Genomic DNA, 26,099 nt, shown 5'->3' with positions numbered 1-26,099 from the left:
ATCAGGCACAATTCCGCCCATGGCGGCCTGCCTTTCCGTATCCTCGCGGCCGCCGTCCGTAACTGCACACACATGGCTGCCGATACCCCCGTCACCTTCACCCCGCAGACGCCGCCGGGCGTCGTGCTCGCGCATTTCCGTCCCTGGCTCACCATCGCCCATCAGGTGCCTGGTCGCCTGCGTCTCAAGCTCGGCAAGGGTGCCCTCAATGGCGTCAGCTTCGATGGGCCCGAAGGCCGGTCGGAGGCCATCACCACGGCCCTGCGCCGCATCCGGGGCGTGAAGAACATCAGCTGGAACCTGCTGGCACGCTCCTGCACCATCGAATACGATCCCGCCGTGATCCCGAATGCCGCGTGGCCCGATCTGCTGGCCAATGCCGACACGCCCGCGGCGCAGACCCTGCGAACCATTCTGGATGAAGCCCATGAACAACTTCGCCATGCCGCGCCCTGACCTGGCCTACGGTGGCCCCGGCCCGATCCTCGCTGTCGCCCTGCAGGAACAGCAGGCCTCCTGGGCCTTCTACACGTCGGCCGTGGCCACCCACGGCAACCAGGCGCCGCTGCAGACCCTGCTCGACAGCACCGTCCAGCGCATCACGCTGCTGGGCAACCTGTATCAGCAGTTCGGCATTCCGCTCCCGGCCCTGCCCGCTCCTGCCCCGGAGCCCCTGGTCACCGGCTGGCGTGAAAGCCTGGAGCGCGCCATGCAGGGCACGTTCAACAGCGCCGGCGTCTACCAGCAGCTGGTCACCCTCACCCCTGACCCCACGCTGCGCCGCCAGCTCGAGCGCCTGCAGTCCGAGCTGCTCACCCGTGACCTGCCCGCGCTGCAACGTGCCTGGCAGGCCGCCGTCGACCGTGAGCGACTGCATGCCGCCCAGGGCATCGACCCGGCGCAGGCCCATGTCAGCCATGGCGTCATCGGTGACGCCATGGAAGCGTTCTTTGCCCTGCTCACCCGTCAGGGGGGCGTTCTGGGCTTCACAGGCACCGTGCTGCGCGCGGCCCACCCCATGCTGGTGGCCGGTGCCGTCGTCGGCAGCCTGGCCGTGCAGGGCGGGCGCCACGCCCGCATCCTGCGCGAACAGCGCGCCGCCTGCGCCGCCGCCTGCGACTGCAGCGGCCAGGCCGCGCCTTCCGACCATCCGGACGAAACGGACGATTCCACCGATGCCGCCTGGTCTCCCTCCCATGACCCGGAGAACTGAACCATGCTTCCCATCCTGCCCCTGATCATCGGCGCCGCCGCAGGCGCCGCCGCCACCCAGCTCGTGCGCACCAAAGCCGTTCAGCAAGGCCTCAAGAAGGCCGGCAGCCAGATCCGTCAGGCTGGCGACACGCTGAAACAGAAAGCCAGCGACGGTCTGGACACCGTGCGCGAGACCGGCGCCGAAATGCGTCGCAAGGTGGCGGACAAGCTGCATCGCCGCAGCGCCGCCCACGCCGATGATGCCGACAGCGCCTATGAAGACGCCAGCGCCCTGCTGCTGCCCGCCCCGCACGAGGAGGCTCCGGCACCGAAGAAGGGCAGCCGCAGCGCAACAGGCACCCGCAGGCGGGCGGCGCGCAGCGCCAGCACCTCGCAGGCGGGCGGCGCCAGCCCCAAGAGCACCCGTCGCACCACGACGCGCGAGGCTTCCGAGGAGACGCCAGCACCGCGCCGTCGCCCCCGCAAGCGTCCTCAGACCCCCAAGACCGAGCAGGCCGCGGCCTCCGCCACGCCTTCGACCGAATCCGGGTCGAATGACGACGCCGGCCAGCACTGACCCTTTCGCCAGCACTGACCTTTCATGAGAACCCCCTTCAACCGTTCCGGCTCCCCCTTCGGCACCAACCTGCCCACCCCGGCTCGCACGCCCCAGGGGTCCGGCCTTGCTGCCAACGTGCCCGCCACGTTGCGCAATCTGGGCGCACAGGCCTTCCCCTCGCTGCGCCCCGGCAATCCGCCCCTGGCACTGGGCAGCACCGCCGTGGAAGACTTCTTCAAGGGCTGCATCACCACGGGCCTGCTGGTCACGCTGCAGGAACGCGCCGAGCGTGCCCGCAACGCCGACGGCAAACCCGCTGGCAAGCGCCTTGACCGCCGCGCCGTGCGCATGGCCCTGCAGGGCGGAGCCGCGCTCTCGGCCGGTACCGCCGCTGCCCGCGCCCTGCGCCAGTCCCGACCGGGTGCAGCCCTGCTCACGGCAGCCGCCGGCGCAGCCGTCGTGCTGGCCGCCGAACGCTGGCTGGCCGATCGTCCCGCCCGTCCGGCAGTCATCGAGGTGGACAACCTCGTCGACGACGCTCCGGAAAGCCAGGAAGACGCGTCCCCCCGCTACATCCAGATGGCACACACCCCGCGTGACGAGGCCTGAGCCCAGCACGCCCACATCGATTTCCAGGATCCGCCCTCACACCCTTTCGCTCGGACCCCGGGTGGTTCCTGTTCCCCGAACACACGCTTTGTCCATGACGGAGAACTGAAATGGCCAAGAAAAATCAGAAGTATCCGAACCGCAACAATCAATTCAATACCTGGAACAACGACAACCAGGATCAGGATTCCAACGACAACCAGGCTTACCCCAACCAGGGCTTCGACAACGGCTACGGCAATGGCGGCTTCAATCAGGCTGCCTATGGCAACGCCTTCAACCCGCAAGGCTTCAACGGCCAGGGTTTCAACGGCCAGGGTTTCAACGGTCAGGGTTTCAACGGTCAGGGTTTCAACGGTCAGGGCTTCAATGGCCAAGGCTTCAACAGCCAGGGCTTCAATGCTCAAGGTTTCAACGGACAGGGTTTCAACGGCTTCCCGCAGAATGCCAGCACGCCCAACGCCAACGTCAATGGCGCCTTCCCCAATGCCGCTCAGGCCAACGGTCACAGTGCCTGGCAAAGCTTGGGTCTGTCGGGCCTGTTCGGTGGCAACCGTCAGACGGAACAGTTCATCCTGGGTCTGCTGCTGGGTGGCGCTGCCGCCTATGTGCTGGGTGATCCCGAGAAGCGCGCCAAGCTCATCCGCATGGGCATGAAGCTCTACGCCGGTGTGGCTGGCAGCGTCGAGGAGTTCAAGGAGCAGATCGCCGACCTGAAGGCCGAAGTCGCGGCCGAACAGGAAAACGCCGAGGACTGATCCACCCCAGGCCCGGCCAGCCCCCAGGGCAGCCGGTGCCATAAGCCGTCGGATGCACCGGTCCAGCCGGTCTTTCGGTTCCCACCACACGCCTTGCCATCCACGCATTCATTGCACGTCATGCCCCTGGAACAACAGCCGGACGCCAAAGGGCGCCCTTCTTCCTCCAACGCCGCAGCCCCCCTGCTGTTCGAGACGCTCGATGTGGCTCACCAGTCGCACGGCCGAGTCCGCTATCGCTACACGCTGCCCAAGGGCAGCGCCAAGCTGGCGCCTCAGGCACTGGAACGCGTGGTACGTGACCAGCCCGGTGTTACCGGCGTGCGCCTGAACCCGGCAGCACGTTCCATCGCCATCCAGTTCGACGGCAAGAAGACCAGCATCCCCAAGCTGCAGCGCGTGCTCTCGCACATTCCAGCCTCGGTCTGCACTGGCGCCAGCGGCGCCGCCGTCCAGGCCGCCAGCTGCGAGAAGCGCAAGGCCGGCGAGAACGTGCTGTCCACCGGCGGTGACCTGCTGGCCAGCGCGCTGCTGCTGCTGACCACCAACAAGGTGCCCCAGCCGCTGGCGAAACCGGCCACGCTGGCCGTCTCGCTTCCCCTGTACAAGGACGCCATCGAGGATCTGCTCAAGGAAGGCCTCAACAACCACGTGCTGGAAGCGCTGGCCGTGGCCATTTCCACCGCCAGCGGCGACCAGATGGCCGCCAACGCCACGCTCTTCATGCTGGCGCTGGGCGAGTATCTGGAAGAGTCCATCGCCCGCCGCTCCGACGACCTGCTCAAGCACCTGCTGCATCCCGATGCCGACACGGTCTGGGTCGAGCGCGACGGCGAGGAGCTGCAGATCGACGCCGCCCAGGTGGTGGTCGGCGACACCGTCATCTGTGCGGCTGGCGCCGTCATCCCCGTTGATGGCACCGTGCTGAGCGGCGAGGCCACCGTCAACGAGGCCAGCATGACCGGCGAGAGCGTGCCGGCGCTGCGCCAGCGGGGTGACAGCGTGCTCTGCGGCACCGTCATCGAGGAAGGCCGCATCCGCATCTACGCCGAGCATGTCGGTACCGGCACGGCCAGCGCCCGCATTGCCAACTACGTCCAGCACGCCCTGCAGGTCAAGAGCGGCACCCAGCTCACCGCCGACCGCCTGGCCGACAAGCTGGTGCCCTGGATCCTGGGCCTGGCCGGCAGCACCTGGCTGGTGTCACGCAACTGGAAGCGGGCTGCCGCCGTGCTGCAGGCCGACTACGCCTGCGCGCTCAAGCTCTCCACCCCGGTCGCCTTCAAGTCCGCCATGTACACCGCCGGCCGTGACGGCGTGCTGTTCAAGGGCGGTGACGCACTGGAGCGCCTGTCCCAGGCCGACACCTTCGTCTTCGACAAGACCGGTACCCTCACCACGGGCACCCTGGTCGTCACCGACGTGCTGGCCTTCGACCCCGAGTTCGATCCCACGGACGTGCTCGACCTGGCTGCCTCGGTGGAAGAGCATTACTTCCACCCGCTGGCACATGCTGTGGTCGAGGCCGCCCGCCGGCACAGCAACCGCCACTTCCCGCACGAGGAGGTCGACTTCATCGCCGCCCACGGTGTGGCCAGCGTCATCCAGGGCAAGCGCGTCGTGGTCGGCTCGCGCCACTTCCTCGAAGAGCACGAGTCCATTGACATGGGCGCTCACGAGGAGGATATCGAGCGCCTGCAGGCTGAAGGCAAGACCCCGCTCTACATCGGCCTGGGTGGCCGACTGCTGGGCATCATCGCCCTGAAGGACAGCCTGCGCGCCAATACGGCCCAGACGCTCAAGCGCCTGCGCACCCTGGGCGTCAAGCGCATCCTGATGCTGACGGGCGACCACGAAGTCCGTGCCGCCGAGCTGGCCCGTGACCTGGGTCTGGACGCCTACCATGCCCAGCTGATGCCCGAGGACAAGGCCCGCATCCTGCACGAGCTGACCGAGAGTGGTGCGAAGATCGCCTTCGTGGGCGACGGCATGAACGACGCCCCGGCCCTGGCCGGTGCGCACGTCGGCATCGCTATGCAGCGGGGCGCCGACCTGGCACGTCTGACTTCCGACATCGCGCTGCTGGAAGACGACATCGCCCGCGTAGCCGATGCCAAGGCCATTGCCAACCGCACGATGAAGCAGATCGACACCAACTTCAAGCTCATCGTCGGCGCCAACACTGCCATCCTGGCCGGTGCCGCCACCGGCAAGCTCAGCCCCATCGCCACCTCGGTCCTGCACAACGGCAGCACCATCGCCATCCTGCTCAACGCCCTGCGCGGCGGCCTGCAGGCAGTGCCGGGTTCCACACGCAAGGGCAAGAAAGGCGCCAAGGCATCGCCCAAGGCCCTGCCTGCCCCCGTAAACCACACCCGGCCCGGCAAGGCGGCAGGCTAACGGCCCACCTCCTCGCCTCCGGCAGACAGGCCGGCACAGGTTCATGCCTGTGCCGGTTTTTTTCATGCATCGAACGGATGTGCACTGATTCCGTAGGGTTACGGCTGCCCCGCACCTCAGCGTCCCCCCAATAGCCGGAGGTCCCGAACGACGATCGACCAGGACGCGGATCGATCAGGACGAGGATCGCCTAGGCACCGAATGACATCTGCTGTCCGCGCCATCCTGTGCGGCGCAGAAAGCCCTCCCAGTCGAGCATGTCCGGATTCACCTTCCGGCTCCAGTTCAGGTCCAGCGACGCGTCGAAGTAGCCATGCTCGACCGCGTGGCTGACCATGCCCTGCAGTTCCTCCACCAGCAGCGGGTTCTCGGCAAACTGCGGGAAGTACTGCAACAGGCCGCCGCGCGTATAGGCATTGCGGTATTCGGCCTTCACGCCCGTCACCCGCTGGAACGCTTCCACCATCTCGCGCGGCGAGATCATCTCCCCCACCACCGGCATGGTCCTGCCCTGGTAGTAGGCGGGATTCGACAGGATCTCCAGAACCGCAGGCCCGGTGGCCGTCAGCGGATCGACGAAGGGTGCCCGGAAATCCTCCGGCAGATAGATCGGCATCAGCAGCGTGTCACCGTCCATCCGCGGCACGTAGTATTCCAGCAGATTGGTGTAGAAGAACGCCAGCATCACGAAGGTATGCGAGACCCCCAGACTGCGGATGTGGTCGGCCACCTTCGCCTTGTCGGTGAAGTGCGGCGCGTACTTCGTGCCGCCCGAGCGCTGCTCGACATTCTCCAGGGTACTGAACACGATGTGCCCCACGCCTGCCGTCGCTGCAGCATTGGCCAGCTGGAGGCCCAGCATCCGCTCATCGTCGCGCCCCGGCATCGATGGCGGCGTCATCAGGAACGCGCCAGCCGATCCCTCGAACGCCTGCGCCAGTGCATCTGGACTCCGATGGGGATCAACCTCCCACAGTTCTGCACCGGCTTTCTGAAGCTGCAGCGCCTGGGGCGAATCCTTCCTGCGCGTCAGCGCCCGTACCCGGAAACGCTGGCTTTGCATCAGTGAGTTCACCACGCTGCGCCCCTGCTTGCTGGTGGCACCCACCACGGTGATCAAGGGCTTTTCGATCCTCTCCATGTCCGATTCTCCATTCACGCGCCTCTCGGCCGAAGTGGCCCCACGACGACCAAGGCCACGATAGGGAGAAATGGGCCATAACAGAAATGAATTCTTGCGATGCCTGCCATCGCTGATGGCGATAACATGCCGCTGTCACGACTCGTTCCGTGCAGGCCTCGGCCCCCTCTCCGACAGGTTCCATCCTCCAGACGGCAACGGTTCCCATCCCTCAGGAGCGACAGGTCCCATCCTTCAGGCAGCCCATCACTGCAAGCAGCGGACTCACGGAATGGCCCATTTCTGGGGACCAGAATCTGTCCGAACGCCCTGATTGCAGCCCAGGTTGCACCCCCTCCTGAACCATGAACGCCCCTGACTCCGGACCACGTCCACTTCACGGCATCCTGCGCCGTATCGACCTGAATCTGCTCGTCACGCTCGACACCCTGCTGCGAGAACGGCATGTCACCCGCACCGCCCAGGTCCTGAACCTGGCACAGCCCACCGTCAGCATGCAGCTGGCGCGCCTGCGTGAGCTGCTGGATGATCCTCTTCTGCTACCCGGCCCGCAGGGCATGCAGCCCACGGCGCGCGCCGAGCAACTGCGCATCCCGCTGCACGATGCGCTGCATGCCCTGGGTCAGGCTGTTGCTCCTCCCGAGCCCTTCAACCCCGCCACGGCACACCACACCTGGCGACTCGTCGCCACCGACTACACGTTGATGACGGTCCTCCAACCCATCCTGCCCCGGCTTCGAGAGCAGGCACCTGGCATGCGCCTGGCCATCCACCAGCTCTCGCCCCCGCTCCTGTCGCAGCGCGCTCGGCAGGATGACTTCGATCTGGCTTTCCACATCACAGCCGAAGCGCCGCCTCACCTGAGACGCCGCAGCCTTTTCCATGAACGCTACGTGCTGGCCGCCCGTGCGGGGCACCCGGTCCTGAAGCGGCGGCCCACGCTGGCCAAGTTCTGTCGTCTGGAACATGCCATCGTCTCACCCGATGGGGGAGGCTTTCAGGGCGCCACCGACCGGGCACTGGCTGCGGTCGGCCTTCAGCGCAACGTCGTGCTGTCGGTACCCCACTTCCTGTCGCTGCTGCATGTGCTGGCCAGCACTGACCTGGTGGCCATGGTGCCTGAACGTCTGGCAGGCAACCATCCCGGTGTCGGGGTTGTGTCTGCCCCCCTTGAGATCCCTGGCTTTGAGATGCTGATGCTCTGGCCGGAACGTCTGCACCGCGACCCGGCCCACCAGTGGCTGCGCTCGCTGGTCAGCGAACGATTCCGGAACGAGCCGTCCGAGTGAATCCTGTGCGTGGCGCCTTCAATGGCGTTGGCCGATGGGCACGCGATGACGAAGCGAAGTTCAGGCCGTTGCCGCCCTGTTTCAGCCTACCTTGCGCTGATTGACCACCCAGTGCGAATCCGTGATGTCGTAGATCTTCTGGATGTCGTCCATCAGGTGCGCGAAGTCGATGTCCAGGTCGATGAGCCGGCCATTGCGCAGGTTGAACACCCAGCCATGCACGATCGGATAGCCGTCAGCCACATAGCGCGCCTGAACGCAATCCATCTTGATGACATTGATGCACTGCTCCTGCACGTTCAGCTCCACCAGACGGTCGTAGCGCTGGTGCTCGTCCTCGATGGCATCGAGCTCGTCCTTGTGCAGCCGGTAGACATCGCGGATGTTGCGCAGCCATGGATTCATCAGCCCATGGTCCTGGGGCAGCATGGCGGCCCGGATACCTCCGCAGTTGTAATGGCCACAGATGATGATGTGCTTCACCTTCAGGTGGCTGACCGCATACTCGATGGTCGACGAGACATTGAGATCCATGCCGATGACCAGATTGGCCACGTTGCGATGGACGAACACCTCGCCCGGCTCCAGCCCCATCAGCTCCTCGACGGCCACACGACTGTCCGAACAGCCGATGTACAGGTAGGAAGGATTCTGAGAACGCGACAGGCGTCGGAAATAGTCGGGGTCAAGTTCCTTCTTGTGCTCGGCCCATTCCCGATTGTTCTCGAATATCACCTGGTAGGAATGGCTCATGCGGGTTTCCTCGGTTGCACGAGATGGCTTCCATGAAACATCTTCATGGACATGGATTCTGCACGACATCCGCACCGATGTTGGTTGCATGGCCGTCACACAAGTTCCGCATCCTGGATGCATTCAATACCCGGCACTGTCGTCAGGATCCCGCCGGTATCTTCGACAGGCCGCACGCCCAGCCCGACGTCCGCAGCTACCCTGTTCTGCGCCACACTGTCAACATGGTTACAACTCCCTACTGACAGTATCGTTAATCATCCTCATTCTTAGAAACCATATACAATCCACCACGTTCCGTAAGACAGTGTCTGGTTTTCTTTCCATGGTCAGCGTTTCGTTGCCCATCCTGCAACCAGGCGGGGCCTTCCCGGCTTCTGTTTCTCAGGAACGCGCCACCAGACGGCGTGCGGCCCAGGGCACCATCCCATCGTGCACGCCACCGTAGGGCGGCTCTCTGTGTGATTCCCTCGATGATGTCTTGTTCCCTTCGTATACCGGAGAAATTTAATGAGAAAGTCTTCTATTGATATTCGCACCAGCGCCCGCCTGAAGGGCACGGCACTTGCCGTTGCCCTGGCCGCACTGTCGTTCAGCGTCGGCGTGCAGGCCCGCGGCCTCACCCACCCAGTCGATCCGGACTATACCGGCCGTGTCAAGGTGACGGGCGTTGCCTATCCGGGCGAGACCGTGGACGTGACCGGCAGTGGCTTCAAGCCGGGCCAGCAGGTTCAGCTGCTGAGTGATGGCGCCACCATCACCACCCAGGCCATCCTGAGTGTCGACGCCGAAGGGCGCATTGCCGGTCAAGTGGAGATTCCGCCCGAGTCGCCGGTGGGCATTCACCCGGTGGTGGTGCAGACGGTGAACCCCGGCTATGCCGAGATTCTGGATTTCAAGATCTCGCCCAAGCTGCCGTTCTCGGGCGTCAACGCCTACCATATCGCCCGCGCACCGCTGAATCCGGGCCTGTACCAGGGCGCCTACAGCGCCCGCAGCCACGCCGTGTATGTCACCTCGGCCGCGGGTCGTCCGCCCATCAAGCAGTCCAGCCTGATGAAGGTCAACCCCAGCTCGCTGGCCATCGAACACCAGGTCACGCCGCCGGCTGATTCGACCGGCAAGGGCCTGGAAGCGGTCTACGGCGTCGCCGTCGATGACACCACCGGTACCGTCTGGACGGGCAACACGCGCACAGGTGCTGTGGCCGTCTACAAGCAGGATGACCTGTCGCTGGTCAAGCAGTTCCCGGACAAGCTGGCCCCGCACAACCACGGGGTGCTGGTCGATGGTCCGCGTCATCGGGCCTATGTAGCCGCCGACCGCAAGAACTACGTGAGCGTGTTCAACACCCAGACGCTGGAACACAAGGTCGACATCGCGCTGGAATCGCCGACCCGCACCAAGATTCCGCCGGCGCCGCTGAACTTTGCCCTGGATCAGGACGGTGGCAAGCTGTTCGTGGTGGCCACGACCGACCAGATCTACGTGATCGACGAGCCGACCGAGAAAATCGAGAAGGTCTACAACCTGAAAGGGGCCAAGGGCGCCATCAGCATCGCCTATGCGCCGGAAGAGAAACTGCTGTTCGTTGCGTCGCAGAGCACCGACAACCTGCAGATTCTGGACGCCACCGATGGCAAGCTGAAGGCTGACGTGAAGGTTGGCGCCGGCCCGCTGGCCGTGGTCTGGGAGCCGGTGCGCAAGCAGGCCTACGTGGCCAACCGGGGCAGTGACTCGGTGGCCGTGGTGGATGTGAACGGCAACCTGGTGGCCAACCTGCCGGGTGGTTCGTATGCCAACCACGTCTTCACCGACGGCAAGGGCACGGTGTGGAGCGTGAACAAGGCACGCGGCGAGAACGATCCGCAGGGCGATCACATCAGCCGCTACGCCGCCAAGTGATCTGATCCGTTTCCGGCCACCCCGTGGGTGGCCGGATATCGGGTTCACGACGAAGCGCTGTCGCAGGATGACTCATCCGGCGGCAGCGCTTCTTTTTGCAAACTGCGGCGTCAGTCCCGGATGGACAGTTGGGTCTGCGCCGGCATGGCCGTCACGCCGCCGGCAGCCTGCGAGATACTCAGCTGCCGCACCGGCAGGTCGGTTACGCTGCGGACATGGAACTTGCGGTCAGCCCCCACCGTCACCTCGATGGTGCCAGCGGTGGCGATGTAGCTGGTTTCCTGCCGGGTGGTGGTGTCACGCACGGCTACCCGCAGCACGGCCAGACGCGCCTGGCGACCGGCATTCTGGAAACGGTTTGCGTCGGTGGTGATCTGATAGGTGCCTGCGGTTCGGCCGGTGAATTCCACCCGCAGGAGGCTGTCCAGTGTCTCGGTGGCCACCGGCGTGCCACTTGTCGTGACTGCAGAAGCCGAACCCGCAGCACCATTCACGGGCGTGGCCGGCGGAATCCGCCCATGGATCTCGAGCGTTGATTCGACGTGGTCATTCACGTCCACCGTCGATTGTTCGGACTGGCCGCTGCGCTGGAAGATGCGTCCTGCCAGTTGCCAGTAACCGGAAGCATTCGGTGCAACGTTGTTGTTGCCTGCGTTGCCGCTGCTGGCCGAAGGCGCCTGCGCCGTCTGATCGCCCGGATGGATATCGCTGCCGCAGGCCGACAGCAGCACGGCCAGCGAAGCCGATGCAAGAATCATTGAAACCGGACGCATGCGCACCATGATCGCTCCTTCAGGAAAGGGGCCGATCATAAGTGCGCACTGCGTGCGCCGGCGTGACATTGTGCCGCGCCAGGCACGCCATTCCGCCCGGCGGTATCAGTACGCCGGACGGACGGGCCATCAGGCCAGCATCAGAAGCTGATGCGTGCGACGCTTTCCTTGTCGGTCATCGACTTTTCCTTCGGCAGCTTCACCGTCACGTAGACCGTGCCGGTCTTCGGGTTCAGCGCAAAGCTGTTCGGGTGCGTGGGCAGGTCGATGGTCTTGATCTCCTGGCCGGTGCGCGGATCCACCACCGAGATATTGCTGGAGACACGGTTGCTCACGTACAGGCGATTGCGCGGTGCGTCCAGCAGCATGGCCACCGGCTGCGTGCCCACCTTGATGTTCTGCAGCACCTTGCCGCTGGACGGATCCAGGGCCAGCACCTGGTTGCCCTGGGTGCGCGTCTGATAGTTGAGGCCGCCCCGCTCCTTGCGAACCACGTCCAGGCGGTCGAAGCCCTGATCCACGGCCAGCAGGCGCTTGTTGTCGTGGTCCACCACCAGGTTCAGGAGCTGATCACCCTGCACCTCGAAGCGGTCGGTGATGGCCAGCGTGCCGATGTCCACGACAAAGAGCTGCCCCATCAGGTTGGAGACATACAGCTTGCCGGCGCCCGAATCCATCGAGATGCCGGTGGCACCGAAGTTGAAGCCCGGGATGGTGCGCTCGACCGTCAGGGTCTCAAGGTTGACCACCTGCAGCTTGCTGTCGTGATAGGACATGGCAGGCAGGTACAGCCGGTTGTTGGCCTTGTCCACGACGATCTCGCGGTACTCGATCTTCTCGGGCTTGCCCTGGGCATCCAGCACCGGCGGCATGGTCAGCGAAGCCGTCACCTGGCTGGAGGTGGTGTCGAAGACCATCAGCGTGCCGCCGCGGGTGTCCACGATGTAGAGGCGATGCGCCTCGTCATCCAGCGTCAGGCCATAGCCGGGCTTAGGCAGCTCGATTTCCGCCTTCACGGCCAGCGTCTCGGGGTCCAGCTTGAAGAGCTTCGACTTCACGCCGGAAGCCGGATCCTTGGGGTTGCCCGCCGAGACGGCATAGACCACGTTCTCGCTGGGCGAATAGGCCACTTGATAGAGCGCCGGGGCCACGTCCTGGCGAACGACCTGGGCCTGGCCCGTGGCCGACTTGACCATATTCATGGCCGAATGACCGGCATCCTGCGTGGCAGCGCAGCCGGCCAGCGCCGCCGCCACGGCCAGCGCCAGGAAGGAAGAAGTACGGAAAGACTTGGGGAACGATTTCATGGACACAGGTCTCCTGTTTCTGTAACAAAGGATTCGGCACCTGGCACCGGGAAAATGCCAGCTGCACACTGGCCGGGCTGCAACCTCCCGGGCCTGGAGAAACCGGAAAGTTCCCTCCCCGGCTTCCGGTCCGGACTGCCCTTGATCCTGCAGGCAGCCCGACCTCATGTTGTCCCGGCCTCACGCCGGGCAGATGGAATCAATACTGGATCCGGGCCACGCTCTCGTTGCTGCCACGCGCGGCGTCACGGGCGTTCTTGATCGTCACGTACACCTCCCCCGTCTTCGGGTTCAGCGTCAGGCTGTTGGGGTGCCGCTGAAGGTCCACGGACTTGAGCAGATGGCCGGTGCGGGCATCGATGATCGAGACATTGCCCGAATCACGGTTGGACACGTAGAGGCGGTTGCGCTCGGCATCCAGCAGCAGGGCCACCGGCTGCGTGCCGACGGCAATGTTGCGGGTAACCTGCCCGTTGGCCGGGTCGATGGCCACCACCTGGTTGCCCTTGCCGCGCGGCGTGTAGGCAATGCCGTCCTGCTGGCGCTTCTCGTCCAGGCGGGCCATGCCCTGATCCACGGCCAGCACCTGACCTGCCGCACGGTCCACCGCCAGGTTCAGCAGCTGGTCGGCGGCCACCTCGAACTTCTGCGTGACGGCCAGCGTGCCGGTATCCACCACGAAGAGTTGACCGACCAGGTTGGAGACGTACAGCTTGCCGGCCGCCTCATCCAGCGCAATGCCGGTGGTTCCGAAGCCCAGACCCGGCACCACCTTCTGCACCTTCAGCGTATGGGCATCAACCACCTTCAGCACCCCGTTGCTGCCCGCCTCCAGGCTCATGCCCGGCAGATACAGACGGTTGTGCGTGCGGTCCAGCACCACCTCGCGGTACTTGTACACGCCATCCTTGTCCTCATCAGCGGGCTTGGCGCTCTTGCCTGCCCGGGAGGCCTTCGCAGCCCTGGCTGCCTGGGAAGCCTTGGCAGGTGTCTGGCTGAAAACGGCATCCGGCGCTTCATTCAGCGCCACCGTGCCCACCACGGTGTCGCTGGCCACGTCGAGAACCGTCAGCGAGCCGGCACGGGTATCGGTGATGTACAGGCGGTGCGCGGCATCATCCAGCACCAGCCCGAAGCCATTGACGGACAGGGGAATCTCGCCCTTCACGTCCAGCGTCTTCGGATCGAGGCGCAGTACCTTGGAAGCCGGCGCATCCGGACCGAAACCACCGGCCGACACCACGTAGACCACGTCCTGGCTGGGCGAGTAGGCCACTTCATACAGCGCCGGCGCCACCGCCTGGCGGGTGACCTGTGCCTGGCCTGCCAGCGACTTGACACTGCTGACGGCGGACTGGGCGGCATCCTGCGTGGCGGCGCAGCCCGAGAGCGCGGCGGCAACGGCCAGCGCAACCATGGAAGAGACCCGGAATGCCTTCATGAAAGAACCCTCTGGTGAAAGACAGGGAAAGGGGGACAGCGACGAATTCTCGAATGATAGAACGTGAGCGAATGGGAATCCAATTCAATACCATGACTGAGGGCAGGTTTGTACGTCCTCAGACCGGCACTTCACGCATGCAGGCCGCCATCCGCGACACCGCCTCATCTGTCAGGTGCGTGACGTTGATCCGTGTCCAGGCCCGGAAATCCTGCGACACGGCAAAGGCCGAGCCCGGCAGCAGCAGGATCCCATGGCGGGCCAGTGCCGTGATGAAGGCCGACAGGTCCTCCAGCTGCGGATGGCGGATCCACAGGAACATGCCCCCGTCAGGCTGCGTGGCGCACTGCCAGCCCAGCGCAGCCAGCCGTCGCTGGGCCTGTTTCTGGTGCTTCAGCATGCGGCGCTGCAGCTCCCGCATGTGCCGTGCGTAGGATCCGTCCACCAGGATGGTGTTGACGAAGCGTTCACAGAAGCCTGGTACCGCCACCGTGGTCATCAGCTTCAGCTCGGTCAGCCGGCCGATGATCTCCGGGCTGGCCACGACATGGCCGATGCGCAGCGACGCCGACAGTGACTTGGAGAAGCTGCCGATGTAGATGCCGTGCTCCAGCCCCGACAGCTCCACCAGCGTCTGGCGACGCTCGGGATGGAAGTCCCCATAGACATCGTCCTCCACCACCAGAAAGCCGTGCTCGGCCGCCCGCTTCATCACCCCGAAAGCCGTGCGTGCCGACAGCGTGCCTCCGGTGGGATTGTGAAAGGTGCTGTTGCAGATGAAGAGCCGGCAGGGCTGCCCATCCTTCAGCGCCTCATCCAGCGCCTGCAGGTCCGGCCCGTCGGCGTTGCGCCGCACCCCCACAGGCGTGCCCCCGGCCAGCCTCACCAGGTGCACCAGGGAACCGTTGCAGGGCTCGTCCAGCAGCACCCGGTCGCCGGGCCGCACCAGCAACCGGATGATCAGGTCCAGCGCCTGGGTAGCCCCCACCGTCGTCAGCAGCTGCCCGGGCGGCACGTCGATGCGCGTGGTGCGACGCAGATGTACCGCCAGCTGATGGCGCAGCGACACATGGCCCTGGATGTCCCCATAATCCGTCAGCGTCCGCTGCCCCATCCGCGCCGTCTTGCGCACGCCTGCCGCCAGTGCCTCGGTGTCCCGCCATTCCGACGGCAGCCAGCCACAGCCCAGCTTCAGATATTCCGGCCCCGCCTGCAGCAACCGGAACAGGGCCGTCTGCCCGGCTGGCGCGGTGTCCTGCGATGCGGAGGACATGTCCGGCGGTGTAGCAGGCAGGCCTTTCACCGGAGGGGACACGTAGTACCCGCGCCCATGCTGCACGTCCAGCAGCCCCTCGCTGACCAGCTGCGCGTAGGCGCTGGCCACAGCGTGCAGGCTGACCTGCTCGCGCTGCGCCATCTGCCGCAGTGACGGCAGCCGCTCGCCGCTGGCCCACTGGCCATCGGCCAGACGCTGGCGGATCTGATCGACAAATGCCATGGCCTGCTCCTTCGCGCAAGAAAGCGCTGATTCTGCCACCGGGCTCAGACACTTGCCGCGTTCGGAACCCGGCAGAAGATGCTGCTCATGACCATGCCTGTTCAGGCGGGAAAGCCCGGCATCCGTGCCTGTACCGGCGTCGGTACCCGCAGACGCGGCACGACTGTCCGCGGCTGTCCGCGACTGTCGGGGCACTTTACTGCAACTGTTTGGCAAACAGATGACGACTGTCTGACGAAATCGCAGAGAGCAGCCAGTAGCATCCCCATCCATCAGGGACGCCAGACCTGATCGGCGCGGTTTCGCGGTCAGCCCGCTTCCACTGTCAGCCCGTCATCGACCGCACGTCCCATCAAGACGCTTTCAACCCACACCCTCATGTCCGCTCGCCTGCCCGCCCGCACGTGGCTGTACTTCATCGCCCAGTCCGTCAACCTGACCACGGCCGTGATGGCTGTCACCATTGCCGCCCTGGTGGGCGCCGTGGTGGCCCCGCGACCATGGATGGCCACCCTGCCCTATGGGGGCCAGTTCCTGGTGGTGATGCTGGCCACACTGCCGGTGGCGCGACTGATGCGCCGCCACGGCCGCAAGCGCATATTCCTGGCGGCCACGCTGCCACTGGCTCTGGCCGGCATCACCGGCTACCTGGCCGTGCAGGACCGCTCGTTCGGGCTGTTGATCGTCTCCCATGCGCTGCTGGGGCTGTACATCGCCGTGGCCAACTTCTCGCGCTTTGCCGCCACGGACGGCCTGTCCACCTCGCTGAAGCCCCGCGCCATGTCCCTGGTCATCGCCGGTGGCGTGGTGGCCGCCTTCACCGGCCCCAGCCTGGTCAACAGCCTGAGGGAATGGGCAGGCATCCAGGACTTTGCCCTCTGCTACGCCGCCTTTGCCGGGCTGGCCGTGCTGCATGCGCTCACCATCCTGCCCATACGCAACCGGGACGATGACACCCGCCAGCCTGTCCCTTCTGGTGCCCAGCCCCATGCTGCCGTACCTCACCCTGTCGCCGCCAACGCCTGGCAACTGGTGCTGCACGACCGGCCGCTGGTGGCCGCCATGCTCTCGGCCGCCGTCGGCTACGGACTGATGAACCTGCTGATGATCCAGTCCTCCATGAACATGACCCAGCTGTGCATGGCCTTTTCGGACGTGAACCGCGCCATCCAGTGGCACGTGCTGGCCATGTTCCTGCCCTCGTTCGTCACGGGCTCCATCATCCAGCGCGTGGGTACCCACGCCGTCATCGTGGCCGGCTTCATCCTCATCGGCATCAGCGCAGCGTTCAACATGGGCAACGACGGCTACGCCCTGCTCAGCACCTCGCTGATCCTGCTGGGCCTGGGCTGGAACTTCACCTACATCGGCGGCAGCGCCATGCTGAACGAGCGGCTGGATCAGCTGCGGGCACAGCCGTCGGCCGCTGCCTCGGCAGCGGATTCACCATCAGCCACCCAGGACGCAGCCCCGGCAGCCCACCGCCCTGACCCGACCGTCGAGGTCCAGGGGATCAACGACCTGTGCATTGCCGTGATGGCCACCCTGGGCGCCTTCCTGCCCGCCCCGCTAATGAGCTGGCCCGGCTGGGCTGGCAGCAACCTGCTGGGCGGGGGGGCCAGCGTGCTGCTGATCGGGTTGGTGGTGGGGGTGTGGCGGCGGCGGGTGGGTTGAGCCTGGTCAGTGCGGGGGAACCCCTTGTGAACGCTAACGGCGAGATTGGGGTATCGGGATGCGAAGGGGGGTATCAGGACGGATCAGCGTCCCCCTGCCATGCCGCAGACACGGCCTCGACCACTTCGGCCCATACACCGGGTTCAGCCAGTATCGGAATCTCGCCTGCCAGCACATTGCTGAGGGCGCCCTCGTTCTGCTGCAGCGAACGGATCACCCGATCCGCCTGGGCATCCGGCATCTCCACAACTTCCTTCAACGCGGCACGTGCCCGGGCATGCAGCTGAAGATAGCGGGATTCCTCCCGCATCTTCGTGGCCAGCGTCTTTCCAAGAACATCCGCCAGAAAGCAGACATGCGGCCCCAGATCAGGGTATCGCCACAGTGGGCGCGCCAGCGCATCCCCTGAAAAGCAGAAATTGGAACTGACACCATCGGGATACACGATGGGCTTGCGAGCGAAATCGACATGCTCGCGCACCAATGACATCAACGGCCGAGACACGCCGTCCAGCACCTGATCGTAGCGTCGACGTACCTGGGCATCATCGGCGATCAGGCTGGAAACCGGCAGGATCATCGTGTCCGGCACCACGCCATCGCGCCGCAGGATATCGTTGATGAGAAAGCGGTGAACCCGCCCATTGCCATCGGCCAACGGGTGGATGTAGACGAATCCGAAAGCGACCACCGCGCTGCGCATCACGGCAGGCTGACCCTGCGTCCGATCCAGAAAGACCCGCACCCCTTCGAGCATGGCCGCCACGTCTGCAGCGGGCGGCGCCACGTAATGGACGATGTCCTGATAGCGCACCGTTTCACCCACGAACACGGGCGACTGCCGAAGTCCAAACTGCCCCAGGGACGTGCGCCTGCCCAGGATATCCTGCTGCAACTCTGCCAGCACATCAGCCGACAGAGGCACTGTCCCCTGCCCCAGCCGGCGAGCCATTACATCGGCAAAGCGCTGCACACGGCTCACCTGATTGCCCTCGCCCTCGATGCTGAAACTGGCCCGGCTTTCGCGCAGCGTCAACCACACCGCCGAACGCATCAGCAGATCAGGACCGAACTCCGCCATGAGCCCGTCCAGCAGCCGATGCACATCAAGAGACTCCGCAGACCTGAGTGCCTCCGTCTTGACCACCAGAGGGCAGAAATGGCGGGTTCCCGGCAGATTGTCGACAACCCGCCAGCGGGGCACCCGCTGCCCACGGCCGGTGGATGCCACCACCCGTCGCGTCCCATCAAGGGCGTCCACATAATTACCTGCAAGGCCCACGGGCACGCGCAGCGTCTGGCCGGTCAGCCACTCATACAGGAAGGCGGCTCGACGCGCGTACTGCCCGGTGGGCTCGGTATCCACCCAGGTCTGGATGACGTCCGGTCCGATTTGCTCGAACAGACGTGCAAGCAACCCCAGGTGCGGCACCTCGTGCCGCAGGTGAAACAGCAGATGCGAGACCACATCCGCGGATGGGCGAGCCGCCTCCGGCCAGGTTTCCAGCCAACCGTTGGCCGTCACCTGCGTGGCACGACGCCCCCCCATCCGGCTGACGACGGGCAGGTCTTCGGGCCACGGCAGCTGGAAGGCCTGAGCCAGCCAGGCGCCGCCGAGAGGATCTGAAGGCGGGGCAGTCGTGAGCGTGGAGAGATGGCCAGACATGCGCGGAATCGATCATTCTTGCAATGAAACGATTAGCATACAGGGTTCTTGCGTGGAATCAATTAACTTCAGCCGCCGCCAATAGCCCCCTCACTCCCACTCGATCGTCGCCGGCGGCTTGCTGCTCACGTCGTAGGTGACGCGGTTGATGCCGCGCACTTCGTTGATGATGCGGCTGCTGGTCTTCTTCAGCAGGCTGTAGGGCAGCTCTGCCCAGTCGGCGGTCATGAAGTCGCTGGTCTGGACGGCGCGCAGGGCCACGACGTAGTCGTAGGTACGGCCGTCGCCCATGACGCCGACGCTCTTGACGGGCAGGAAGACGGTGAAGGCCTGGCTGGTGAGGTCGTACCAGCTCTTGCCGCTGTGGGGTTCGATGGTGGAGCGCAGTTCCTCAATGAAGATGGCGTCGGCCTGGCGCAGCAGGTCGGCGTATTCCTTCTTCACTTCGCCCAGGATGCGAACGCCCAGGCCCGGCCCCGGGAAGGGGTGACGGTAGACCATGTCGGGGGGCAGGCCCAGGGCAACGCCCAGTTCGCGCACTTCGTCCTTGAAGAGGTCGCGCAGGGGCTCCAGCAGTTTCAGGCCCAGCTGTTCGGGCAGGCCGCCGACGTTGTGGTGGCTCTTGATGACGACGGCCTTCTTGCTCTTGGCGCCGCCCGACTCGATGACGTCGGGGTAGATGGTGCCCTGGGCCAGGAAGGTGGCACCCTTGTGACCGGCGCCGCTGGCCTTGAGCTTCTCGGCTTCGGCCTTGAAGACGTCGACGAACAGGCGGCCGATGATCTTGCGCTTCTGCTCGGGGTCGGAGACGCCGGCCAGGGCGTCCAGGAAGAGCTGGCTGGCGTCGACGCGCACGACCTTGGCGTGCAGCTTGCCGGCGAACATGTCCATGACCATGTCGCCTTCGTTCAGCCGCAGAAGGCCATGGTCGACGAAGACGCAGGTGAGCTGGTCACCGATGGCGCGATGGATGAGGGCGGCAGCCACGCTGGAGTCGACGCCACCGGACAGGCCCAGGATGACTTCCTCGTCGCCCACCTGTTCGCGGATGGCGGCCACGGCTTCCTCGATGTGATCACGCATGACCCAGTCGGGACGGACGCCGCAGATGTCAAGCACGAAGCGCTCAAGCATGGCCCTGCCCTGCACGGTGTGGGTGACTTCGGGGTGGAACTGCACGCCGTAGAAGTGGCGATCCTCGTCGGCCATGCCGGCGATGGGGCAGCTGGGGGTGCTGGCCATGAGCTTGAAGCCTTCGGGCAGGGCCGTGACCTTGTCGCCGTGGCTCATCCACACCTTCAGCATGCCGTGGCCTTCGGGGGTGTGGAAGTCCTGGATGCCGTCCAGCAGCCGGGTGTGGCCGCGGGCGCGGACTTCGGCGTAGCCGAATTCCCGGGTGTTGCTGCCTTCCACCTGTCCGCCCAGCTGCATGGCCATGGTCTGCATGCCGTAACAGATGCCCAGCACGGGCACGCCCAGCTGGAAGACGGCGTCGGGGGCGCGGTCATCCACTTCATAGACGCTGGCATGGCTGCCGGAGAGGATGATGCCCTTGAGCTGGCCGTCGGCGGCGTATTGCCGGACCCAGTCGCTGCTGACGTCGCAGGGATGGACTTCGCAGTAGACGTGGGCTTCGCGGATGCGCCGCGCGATGAGCTGGGTGACTTGCGAGCCGAAATCCAGGATCAGGATCTTCTGATGGTTCATGGCGCGTGACAGAGGGGTTGTGACCCGCCCGGGCCGGGCGTGTCCGGAAACGAAACAGGCTGCCGACCAGGCGGCAGCCTGTGTGGGGCGGCAACGATCACTCGACGTGATAGTTGGGCGCTTCCTTGACGATCTGCACGTCATGGACGTGCGATTCACGGATGCCGGCGTTGCTGATCTCGACGAACTGGGCACGCTGCTGCATGGCGTCGATGGTGGGGCAACCGCAATAGCCCATGCTGGCACGCAGGCCGCCGCACAGCTGATAGATGATGCCGCTGACCGCCCCCTTGTAGGGGACGCGGCCTTCGATGCCTTCGGGCACCATCTTCTCGGCGGCGACGTTGGAGTCCTGGAAATAGCGGTCGGCCGCGCCCTGCTGCATGGCACCCAGCGAGCCCATGCCGCGGTAGAACTTGTAGGAGCGGCCCTTGTACAGGACGATCTCGCCGGGGGATTCCTCGGTACCGGCAAAGATGGAGCCCATCATGACGCTGGAGGCGCCAGCGGCAATGGCCTTGGCCACGTCGCCGGAGTAGCGGATACCACCGTCGGCGATGAGGGGCACGTCGGTACCCTGCAGGGCAGCGGCCACGTCGCCCACGGCGGTGAGCTGGGGCACGCCCACGCCGGCCACGATGCGGGTGGTGCAGATGGAACCCGGGCCAATGCCGACCTTGACGGCGTCGGCGCCGGCATCGACCAGCATGCGGGCGGCATCACCGGTGGCGATGTTGCCGGCAATGACCTGCAGGTCGGGGTAGTGGCGCTTGATCTCGCGCACGCGCTCGATGACGCCGCGCGAGTGGCCGTGGGCGGTGTCAACCACCACCACGTCCACGCCGGCAGCCACCAGGCGCTCGAGCCGTTCATGGCTGTCGCCGCCGGTGCCGATGGCAGCGCCAACGCGCAGCTTGCCGACGCTGTCCTTGGAGGATTCGGGGTGGGTGTCGGCCTTCAGGATGTCCTTGACGGTCATGAGACCGCGCAGCTCGAAGGCGTCGTTGACGACCAGCACGCGCTCGAGACGGTGCTTGTGCATGAGCTTCTGGGCGTCATCCAGGCTGGAACCCTCGGGCACGGTGATGAGCCGCTCGCGCGGGGTCATGATGTTGCGCACCGGCTGGTCGAGTTCGGACTCGAAACGCAGGTCACGGTTGGTGACGATGCCGACCACCTTCCTGCTGCCACCCTCGACCACGGGCAGACCGGAGATGCGGTGTTCGCGGGTGATGGCGATGACCTCGCGCACGGTCATCTCGGGGGTGATGGTGATGGGGTCGCCCACCACGCCGGACTCGTAGCGCTTGACGGCCAGGACCTCGGCAGCCTGCCGCTCGGGCTTGAGGTTCTTGTGGATGATGCCGATGCCGCCGAGCTGGGCCATGACGATGGCCATGCTGCTTTCAGTGACGGTATCCATCGCCGCCGAGACAAGCGGGATGTTGAGGCTGATTTTCCGGGTCAGGCGCGTGCGCAGGGATGCGTCACGGGGGATGAAGTCTGAATAAGCGGGGACGAGCAGGACGTCGTCGAATGTCAGTGCCTTCTTGGCTATCCGCATTGCAGTTTTTATCCGCAAAGCGGCATGATAGCAAATTATCCTTCGGACTGGCGCTTCGTGGCGCGGATCTGACGATCAGCCACGCCTCGTCGGCCCCAGCGACCGTCGGTCCGCTCGGCGCGACTTTTTGCCACCCGGGCAAAACGTGCCGCCTTTGCGTCGGCCAGGATCGGGCACAGCACTTCCACCCGGTCGTCGGGCCGCAGCGGGTCATCCAGCCAGGCGCGGCGGCCGAAGCGGGACAGGCCCAGGGCCTTGGCCTCGATGGCCTGGACGAGATCGCACGGCTCATCGCGCCCAGGGCATGCGCTGCCCAGGCCGGCCTCATCCGTCCGGGATGTCGGATGCTGCGGAGCTGGCGACGATCCAGATACAAGCGGGGCCTGCAGGTTCGAAGCGGCCGCCCGTTGCAGCAGCTGCCGGATGGTGGTGCCCGCGGGCACGCGGTGCAGGGTCCGCACCAGTTCGTACCGTACCGGCTGGGCAGCCTCCTCGGGATTGGTGGCCTCGGGATTGGTGGCCTCGGAACTGGTGGCATCGGAACTCGTGACCTCGGGGGCCGTGGCCTCCGGGTACTGGATGACCAGCTCCACCATCAGGGCTGCCGCAGAGCTCTCCGATACCAGCTGGCCCGAGGGGGCGGACGGCGGATCCTGCGGAGCCTGCCGGTGTGCGCCAGGGGTCATGAGGCCCCGAAGCCCGGGCCGTAGCGGCGCTCGGCCTCCTTCACGAAGGCATCGACCAGGGTGTTGGCGATGTGGCCGAAAACGGGATTGAGCACCCGCGCGATGAGGCCGCTGCCCACTTCATAGTCCAGCTCCAGGTCGATGCGACAGGCATCCTCGGCCAGCGGCTTGAAGGTCCAGCCGCCCTGAAGGCGCGAGAACGGGCCATCCTTCAGGCGCAGCCGGATGCTGGTGGGGCGCTGGTGGACGTTCTCGGTGGAGAAGGTCTGGCGGATGCCACGGAAGTCGATGGTGATGGCGGCCGACATGCCCTCGTCGGTGCGCGACAGCAGCTGCGTGCCTCCACACCAGGGCAGAAAACCGGGATAATCCTCTACCCGCTCGACCAGGTCGAACATGGCCTGCGCCGAATACGGCACCAGGGCGGACTTGCGGATCACGGGCATGGCTGGCCCCCGAACACGGATGGGATCCTCTCGGACGGGATCCTTTCAACAGGCACAATATCGACCATGTCGACCATTACAGAAAACCGGAAAGCCGGGTTCAATTATTTCATCGAGGAACGGATCGAGGCCGGGCTGGCGCTGGAAGGCTGGGAGGTGAAGGCCATCCGGGCCGGCCGCGTGCAGATCCAGGAAGCGTATGTGATTGTAAGGCGCGCGGAGATCTTCCTGATCGGTGCGCACATCACGCCGCTGATCACCGCCTCCACCCACGTCAAGCCGGATGTTACCCGCAACCGCAAGCTCCTGTTGCACGCCGCCGAGATCGCCCGCCTGATCGGCAAGGTGGAGCGCGCCGGCTATTCGCTGGTGCCGCTGGACCTGCACTACACGCGCGGCCGGGTGAAGCTGGCACTGGGGCTGGCCAAGGGCAAGAAGCAGTTCGACAAGCGCGCCACCGAGCGCGAGAAGGACTGGCAGCGCGAGCGTTCGCGGCTGATGAAGAACGGCAACCGCTGAGCGTGCCTGCGCGGCCCCGGAAGGATCCCGTACAGCCCGCATCATCTTTGGGGGTGCATTCGCGCCGATTGCGCTAGTCTGTCAGAGAGGCCCGACGCTGTGCGGGTCCGTGGCGTTCGACATTCGTTTTGCCCAGGCCGACAGACATGGCGAAGAAGAAGAGCGACAGGTTCACCCTTCGGACATGGGTGACCGAATCCATGGGCTTCCGCGACCAGGAGGCCTCCCCGAAACGCGACCGCAGGCGCGCCGAGAGTCTCTTGGCGCCGGCCGACGCGGACGCAGGCCGGGGTGAGGAAGAAGCGGATTTTCAGCCAACCCGCTGCAGCGCTTCCGGTACCGACACCCTGCCCCCCTACACGACGCGCGGCATCAACGCCTTTCCGGCGGAGACGGAAGCGCACGACAGGGCGCCTGTCACGGGCGAGCTCGACCCGGGCAGCGCCAATGGCGCCATGACAGAGACAACAGAGACAACAGAAACAACCGAAGCGGTCGCCTTGTCCGATCGGGAAGCCAAGAAGGCAAAGAAGGCAGCCAGGAAAGCCGCCAAGCTTAAGGCCCTGAAGGAGGAGTGGGCCCGGGAAGCCGGCGTCGCCGCGCCCCCTGCCCCGATGGGCACCGCCAAGGGCGTGGAGACAATGTTCCGCAACGCTTTCCGGACCGAGATGGAGCTGCTGGCGCTGGCGGCCACCAAGGCCAACATCATGATCTCGCTCAACGGCTTCATCGTGTCGGCGCTGATGGTGTCGGGGGCCTTCATCTTCTCGTCGTCGCCCGAGTTCCTGGTGCCCGCGGGCATCTTCATGCTGACAGCGGCTGCATCGATCGTCTGCGCGCTGCTGTCGGCCTCGCCCGAGCGGGTGGGCCGGCTGCAGGCGACCTGGCGCTGGCTGAAGGACGTGTTCCGGCGCAAGGCCCGGCTGCGCGACTTCAAGGCCCGGGTGTCACACAACCCCACCGTCCATTTCTTTGGCGACTCCCCCAACATCCTGATCTACGAGGATCGCGCCAAGATCCCGAAAGATCGCTACTGGCAGATGATGCAGGACATCATGAACGACCGGGAGCAGATCTATTACCGGATGAGCGAGGAGCTCTACTGGCTGGGACTGATGGCCGACAAGCAGTTCAAGTTCCTGCACATGTCGTATGTGGTGTTCCGCTGGGGCCTTCTGGCCTCCGTCATCGCCTTCACGGTCGTGAAGACGCTGCCGAGCGTGATTCCGGCCATGCAGGCGCAGAAGCAGGCTGCCCATCTGCAGACGCTGGGCATCAACGTCTTCAAGAGCCTGTACGAACCCTCGGCGGTGCAGCAGCTGCCCGATGGGCGCATCCTGGTGGTGGAGGACGAGCCCACGCGCGCGGCCAGTATCCTCACCATCGAGCCGGATGGCTCGCTGCGGGAGGACGAGGCGCTGGATACGCGCATCATCCGCGACTTCCGTCGCAAGCTGAACGACCTGGAAGCGCTGACCCGCGACCCGGAGGGCTACATCTACGCCATCACCTCGCATTCACCCAATCGCAACGGCCAGCGCCGCCCGGACCGCGAGCACTTCCTGCGCTTCCGGATCCAGGGCAGCGACATCCAGCAGCTGGAGTCGTACAGCGGGCTGATCGATGATCTGAAGAACTCGTCTGAGCTGAAGGAGCTGATCAAGGCGAAGACCGGCACGGAACTGGATTTCCGCAACACCAACATCGAGGGCCTGGCCTTCGACCCGCGCAAGAACCGGCTGATGCTGGGTTTCCGGGATCCGGAGTTCAACGAACTGGCGCTGGTCGTCTCCATCGACAACCCGAAGGACATGTTCGAGAAGCGCGTTCCGCCGCACTTCGTGTCGGTCGCCTTCCTGGACATCAAGGGGGGCGGCATCCGTTCGATGAACTATGACCCGGTGCTCAAGAGCTTCATCCTGGCCAACGAGGTCAAGGACGACGATGGCACGAAGTTCTCGCAGCTGTGGACCTGGAGCGGCAACCCGAACGATGCGCCCAAGGCCATCCCCCTGCCCAACCTGCGCTATCTCAGCAATGTGGAGGCCATCGATTCGGTGGTGATCAACGGTCAGCACCGGCTGCTGCTGATGGGCGACGAGGGAGATGCCAAGAAGAACCTCCCCGCCAAGTACATGGTGGTGGACTACAGCGATCTGTGACGTCGTGAATGAAGGCCGCACCGCGTGATCGGGTGCGGCCTTCGTCTG

At 65.3% G+C, this 26,099-nt stretch carries 22 protein-coding genes; 11 read left to right on the top strand and 11 right to left on the bottom strand.

Annotated features, from left to right (window positions below):
- Window positions 1-72 precede the first annotated feature (72 nt).
- The 6 genes from EL249_RS08570 (at window position 73) to EL249_RS08545 (ending at window position 5,520) form a co-directional block, all read left to right on the top strand.
- Window positions 73-456, top strand: a complete 384-nt coding sequence (locus EL249_RS08570) for a heavy-metal-associated domain-containing protein (protein ID WP_005673093.1) — start codon at window positions 73-75, stop codon at window positions 454-456.
- Entirely contained in the window at window positions 428-1,213 is a 786-nt protein-coding gene (locus tag EL249_RS08565; RefSeq protein ID WP_126348158.1) for a hypothetical protein, read from the top strand. The genes EL249_RS08570 and EL249_RS08565 overlap by 29 nt, the downstream gene beginning before the upstream one ends.
- Before the next feature lie 3 nt (window positions 1,214-1,216).
- The gene (locus tag EL249_RS08560; RefSeq protein WP_005673095.1) at window positions 1,217-1,771 is read left to right on the top strand and encodes a hypothetical protein; all 555 of its coding nucleotides are present in this window, start codon (window positions 1,217-1,219) and stop codon (window positions 1,769-1,771) included.
- A 24-nt stretch (window positions 1,772-1,795) separates the two neighbouring features.
- On the top strand, window positions 1,796-2,362 hold the full coding sequence (locus EL249_RS08555) for a hypothetical protein (protein WP_005673097.1): 567 nt from the start codon (window positions 1,796-1,798) through the stop codon (window positions 2,360-2,362).
- A 110-nt stretch (window positions 2,363-2,472) separates the two neighbouring features.
- Window positions 2,473-3,120, top strand: coding sequence for a hypothetical protein (locus EL249_RS08550; protein WP_005673099.1), 648 nt, complete (start codon window positions 2,473-2,475; stop codon window positions 3,118-3,120).
- Between the two features lie 120 nt (window positions 3,121-3,240).
- Window positions 3,241-5,520: a heavy metal translocating P-type ATPase gene (locus EL249_RS08545; RefSeq protein WP_005673100.1), complete on the top strand. Its 2,280-nt coding sequence runs from the start codon at window positions 3,241-3,243 to the stop codon at window positions 5,518-5,520.
- A gap of 190 nt (window positions 5,521-5,710) precedes the next feature.
- Here the strand turns inward: EL249_RS08545 and EL249_RS08540 are convergent, their stop codons facing one another.
- Window positions 5,711-6,661 carry an NmrA/HSCARG family protein gene (locus tag EL249_RS08540; protein WP_005673101.1) on the bottom strand — a complete coding sequence of 317 codons (951 nt, stop codon included), beginning with the start codon at window positions 6,659-6,661 and terminating at the stop codon, window positions 5,711-5,713.
- 344 nt (window positions 6,662-7,005) lie between these two features.
- Between EL249_RS08540 and EL249_RS08535 the strand changes: the two genes are divergently transcribed.
- Entirely contained in the window at window positions 7,006-7,950 is a 945-nt protein-coding gene (locus EL249_RS08535; RefSeq protein WP_005673102.1) for a LysR family transcriptional regulator, read from the top strand.
- A gap of 81 nt (window positions 7,951-8,031) precedes the next feature.
- On the opposite strand, the gene EL249_RS08530 is transcribed toward EL249_RS08535, so the two are convergent.
- Window positions 8,032-8,703, bottom strand: a complete 672-nt coding sequence (locus tag EL249_RS08530; RefSeq protein ID WP_040529771.1) for a carbonic anhydrase — start codon at window positions 8,701-8,703, stop codon at window positions 8,032-8,034.
- Window positions 8,704-9,213: 510 nt separating this feature from the next.
- Here EL249_RS08530 and EL249_RS08525 point away from each other — a divergent pair.
- Window positions 9,214-10,608 carry a YncE family protein gene (locus tag EL249_RS08525; protein ID WP_005673104.1) on the top strand — a complete coding sequence of 465 codons (1,395 nt, stop codon included), beginning with the start codon at window positions 9,214-9,216 and terminating at the stop codon, window positions 10,606-10,608.
- Between the two features lie 110 nt (window positions 10,609-10,718).
- Here EL249_RS08525 and EL249_RS08520 read toward each other — a convergent pair whose 3' ends face one another.
- The 4 genes from EL249_RS08520 to EL249_RS08505 all read right to left on the bottom strand — a co-directional run bounded on the left by EL249_RS08520 (window position 10,719) and on the right by EL249_RS08505 (window position 15,627).
- Window positions 10,719-11,390 (bottom strand): hypothetical protein, encoded by a 672-nt coding sequence (locus tag EL249_RS08520; RefSeq protein WP_126348156.1) that lies wholly within the window; start codon window positions 11,388-11,390, stop codon window positions 10,719-10,721.
- A gap of 131 nt (window positions 11,391-11,521) precedes the next feature.
- Entirely contained in the window at window positions 11,522-12,688 is a 1,167-nt protein-coding gene (locus EL249_RS08515; protein WP_005673106.1) for a YncE family protein, read from the bottom strand.
- A 199-nt stretch (window positions 12,689-12,887) separates the two neighbouring features.
- Window positions 12,888-14,129 carry a YncE family protein gene (locus EL249_RS08510; protein ID WP_005673108.1) on the bottom strand — a complete coding sequence of 414 codons (1,242 nt, stop codon included), beginning with the start codon at window positions 14,127-14,129 and terminating at the stop codon, window positions 12,888-12,890.
- 118 nt (window positions 14,130-14,247) lie between these two features.
- On the bottom strand, window positions 14,248-15,627 hold the full coding sequence (locus EL249_RS08505) for an aminotransferase-like domain-containing protein (RefSeq protein WP_005673109.1): 1,380 nt from the start codon (window positions 15,625-15,627) through the stop codon (window positions 14,248-14,250).
- A 378-nt stretch (window positions 15,628-16,005) separates the two neighbouring features.
- Between EL249_RS08505 and EL249_RS08500 the strand changes: the two genes are divergently transcribed.
- The gene (locus EL249_RS08500; RefSeq protein WP_005673110.1) at window positions 16,006-17,301 is read left to right on the top strand and encodes an MFS transporter; all 1,296 of its coding nucleotides are present in this window, start codon (window positions 16,006-16,008) and stop codon (window positions 17,299-17,301) included.
- Between the two features lie 73 nt (window positions 17,302-17,374).
- Here EL249_RS08500 and EL249_RS08495 read toward each other — a convergent pair whose 3' ends face one another.
- The 5 genes from EL249_RS08495 to EL249_RS08475 all read right to left on the bottom strand — a co-directional run bounded on the left by EL249_RS08495 (window position 17,375) and on the right by EL249_RS08475 (window position 23,370).
- On the bottom strand, window positions 17,375-18,967 hold the full coding sequence (locus EL249_RS08495; protein WP_005673111.1) for a Fic family protein: 1,593 nt from the start codon (window positions 18,965-18,967) through the stop codon (window positions 17,375-17,377).
- A 90-nt stretch (window positions 18,968-19,057) separates the two neighbouring features.
- On the bottom strand, window positions 19,058-20,674 hold the full coding sequence (gene guaA / locus EL249_RS08490) for a glutamine-hydrolyzing GMP synthase (RefSeq protein ID WP_005673112.1): 1,617 nt from the start codon (window positions 20,672-20,674) through the stop codon (window positions 19,058-19,060).
- 97 nt (window positions 20,675-20,771) lie between these two features.
- Entirely contained in the window at window positions 20,772-22,238 is a 1,467-nt protein-coding gene (gene guaB, locus EL249_RS08485; protein WP_005673113.1) for an IMP dehydrogenase, read from the bottom strand.
- 35 nt (window positions 22,239-22,273) lie between these two features.
- Window positions 22,274-22,924: an RnfH family protein gene (locus tag EL249_RS08480; protein ID WP_005673114.1), complete on the bottom strand. Its 651-nt coding sequence runs from the start codon at window positions 22,922-22,924 to the stop codon at window positions 22,274-22,276.
- Window positions 22,921-23,370, bottom strand: a complete 450-nt coding sequence (locus EL249_RS08475; RefSeq protein ID WP_005673115.1) for a type II toxin-antitoxin system RatA family toxin — start codon at window positions 23,368-23,370, stop codon at window positions 22,921-22,923. Before EL249_RS08475 ends, EL249_RS08480 begins: the two co-directional genes overlap by 4 nt.
- Window positions 23,371-23,436: 66 nt before the next feature.
- Here EL249_RS08475 and smpB point away from each other — a divergent pair, with 66 nt between their 5' ends.
- Together smpB and EL249_RS08465 are read left to right on the top strand one after the other, a co-directional pair.
- The gene (smpB, locus tag EL249_RS08470; protein WP_005673118.1) at window positions 23,437-23,889 is read left to right on the top strand and encodes an SsrA-binding protein SmpB; all 453 of its coding nucleotides are present in this window, start codon (window positions 23,437-23,439) and stop codon (window positions 23,887-23,889) included.
- Window positions 23,890-24,035: 146 nt separating this feature from the next.
- A complete protein-coding gene (locus EL249_RS08465) occupies window positions 24,036-26,051 on the top strand; it encodes a DUF3616 domain-containing protein (RefSeq protein ID WP_005673119.1) in 2,016 nt (671 codons plus the stop codon).
- Window positions 26,052-26,099: the final 48 nt, after the last annotated feature.

The organism is Lautropia mirabilis, assembly GCF_900637555.1.
Lineage (GTDB): Bacteria > Pseudomonadota > Gammaproteobacteria > Burkholderiales > Burkholderiaceae_E > Lautropia > Lautropia mirabilis.
The sequence above is the reverse complement of the archived record's forward strand: the minus strand, read 5'-3'. Positions and strand labels throughout refer to the sequence as shown.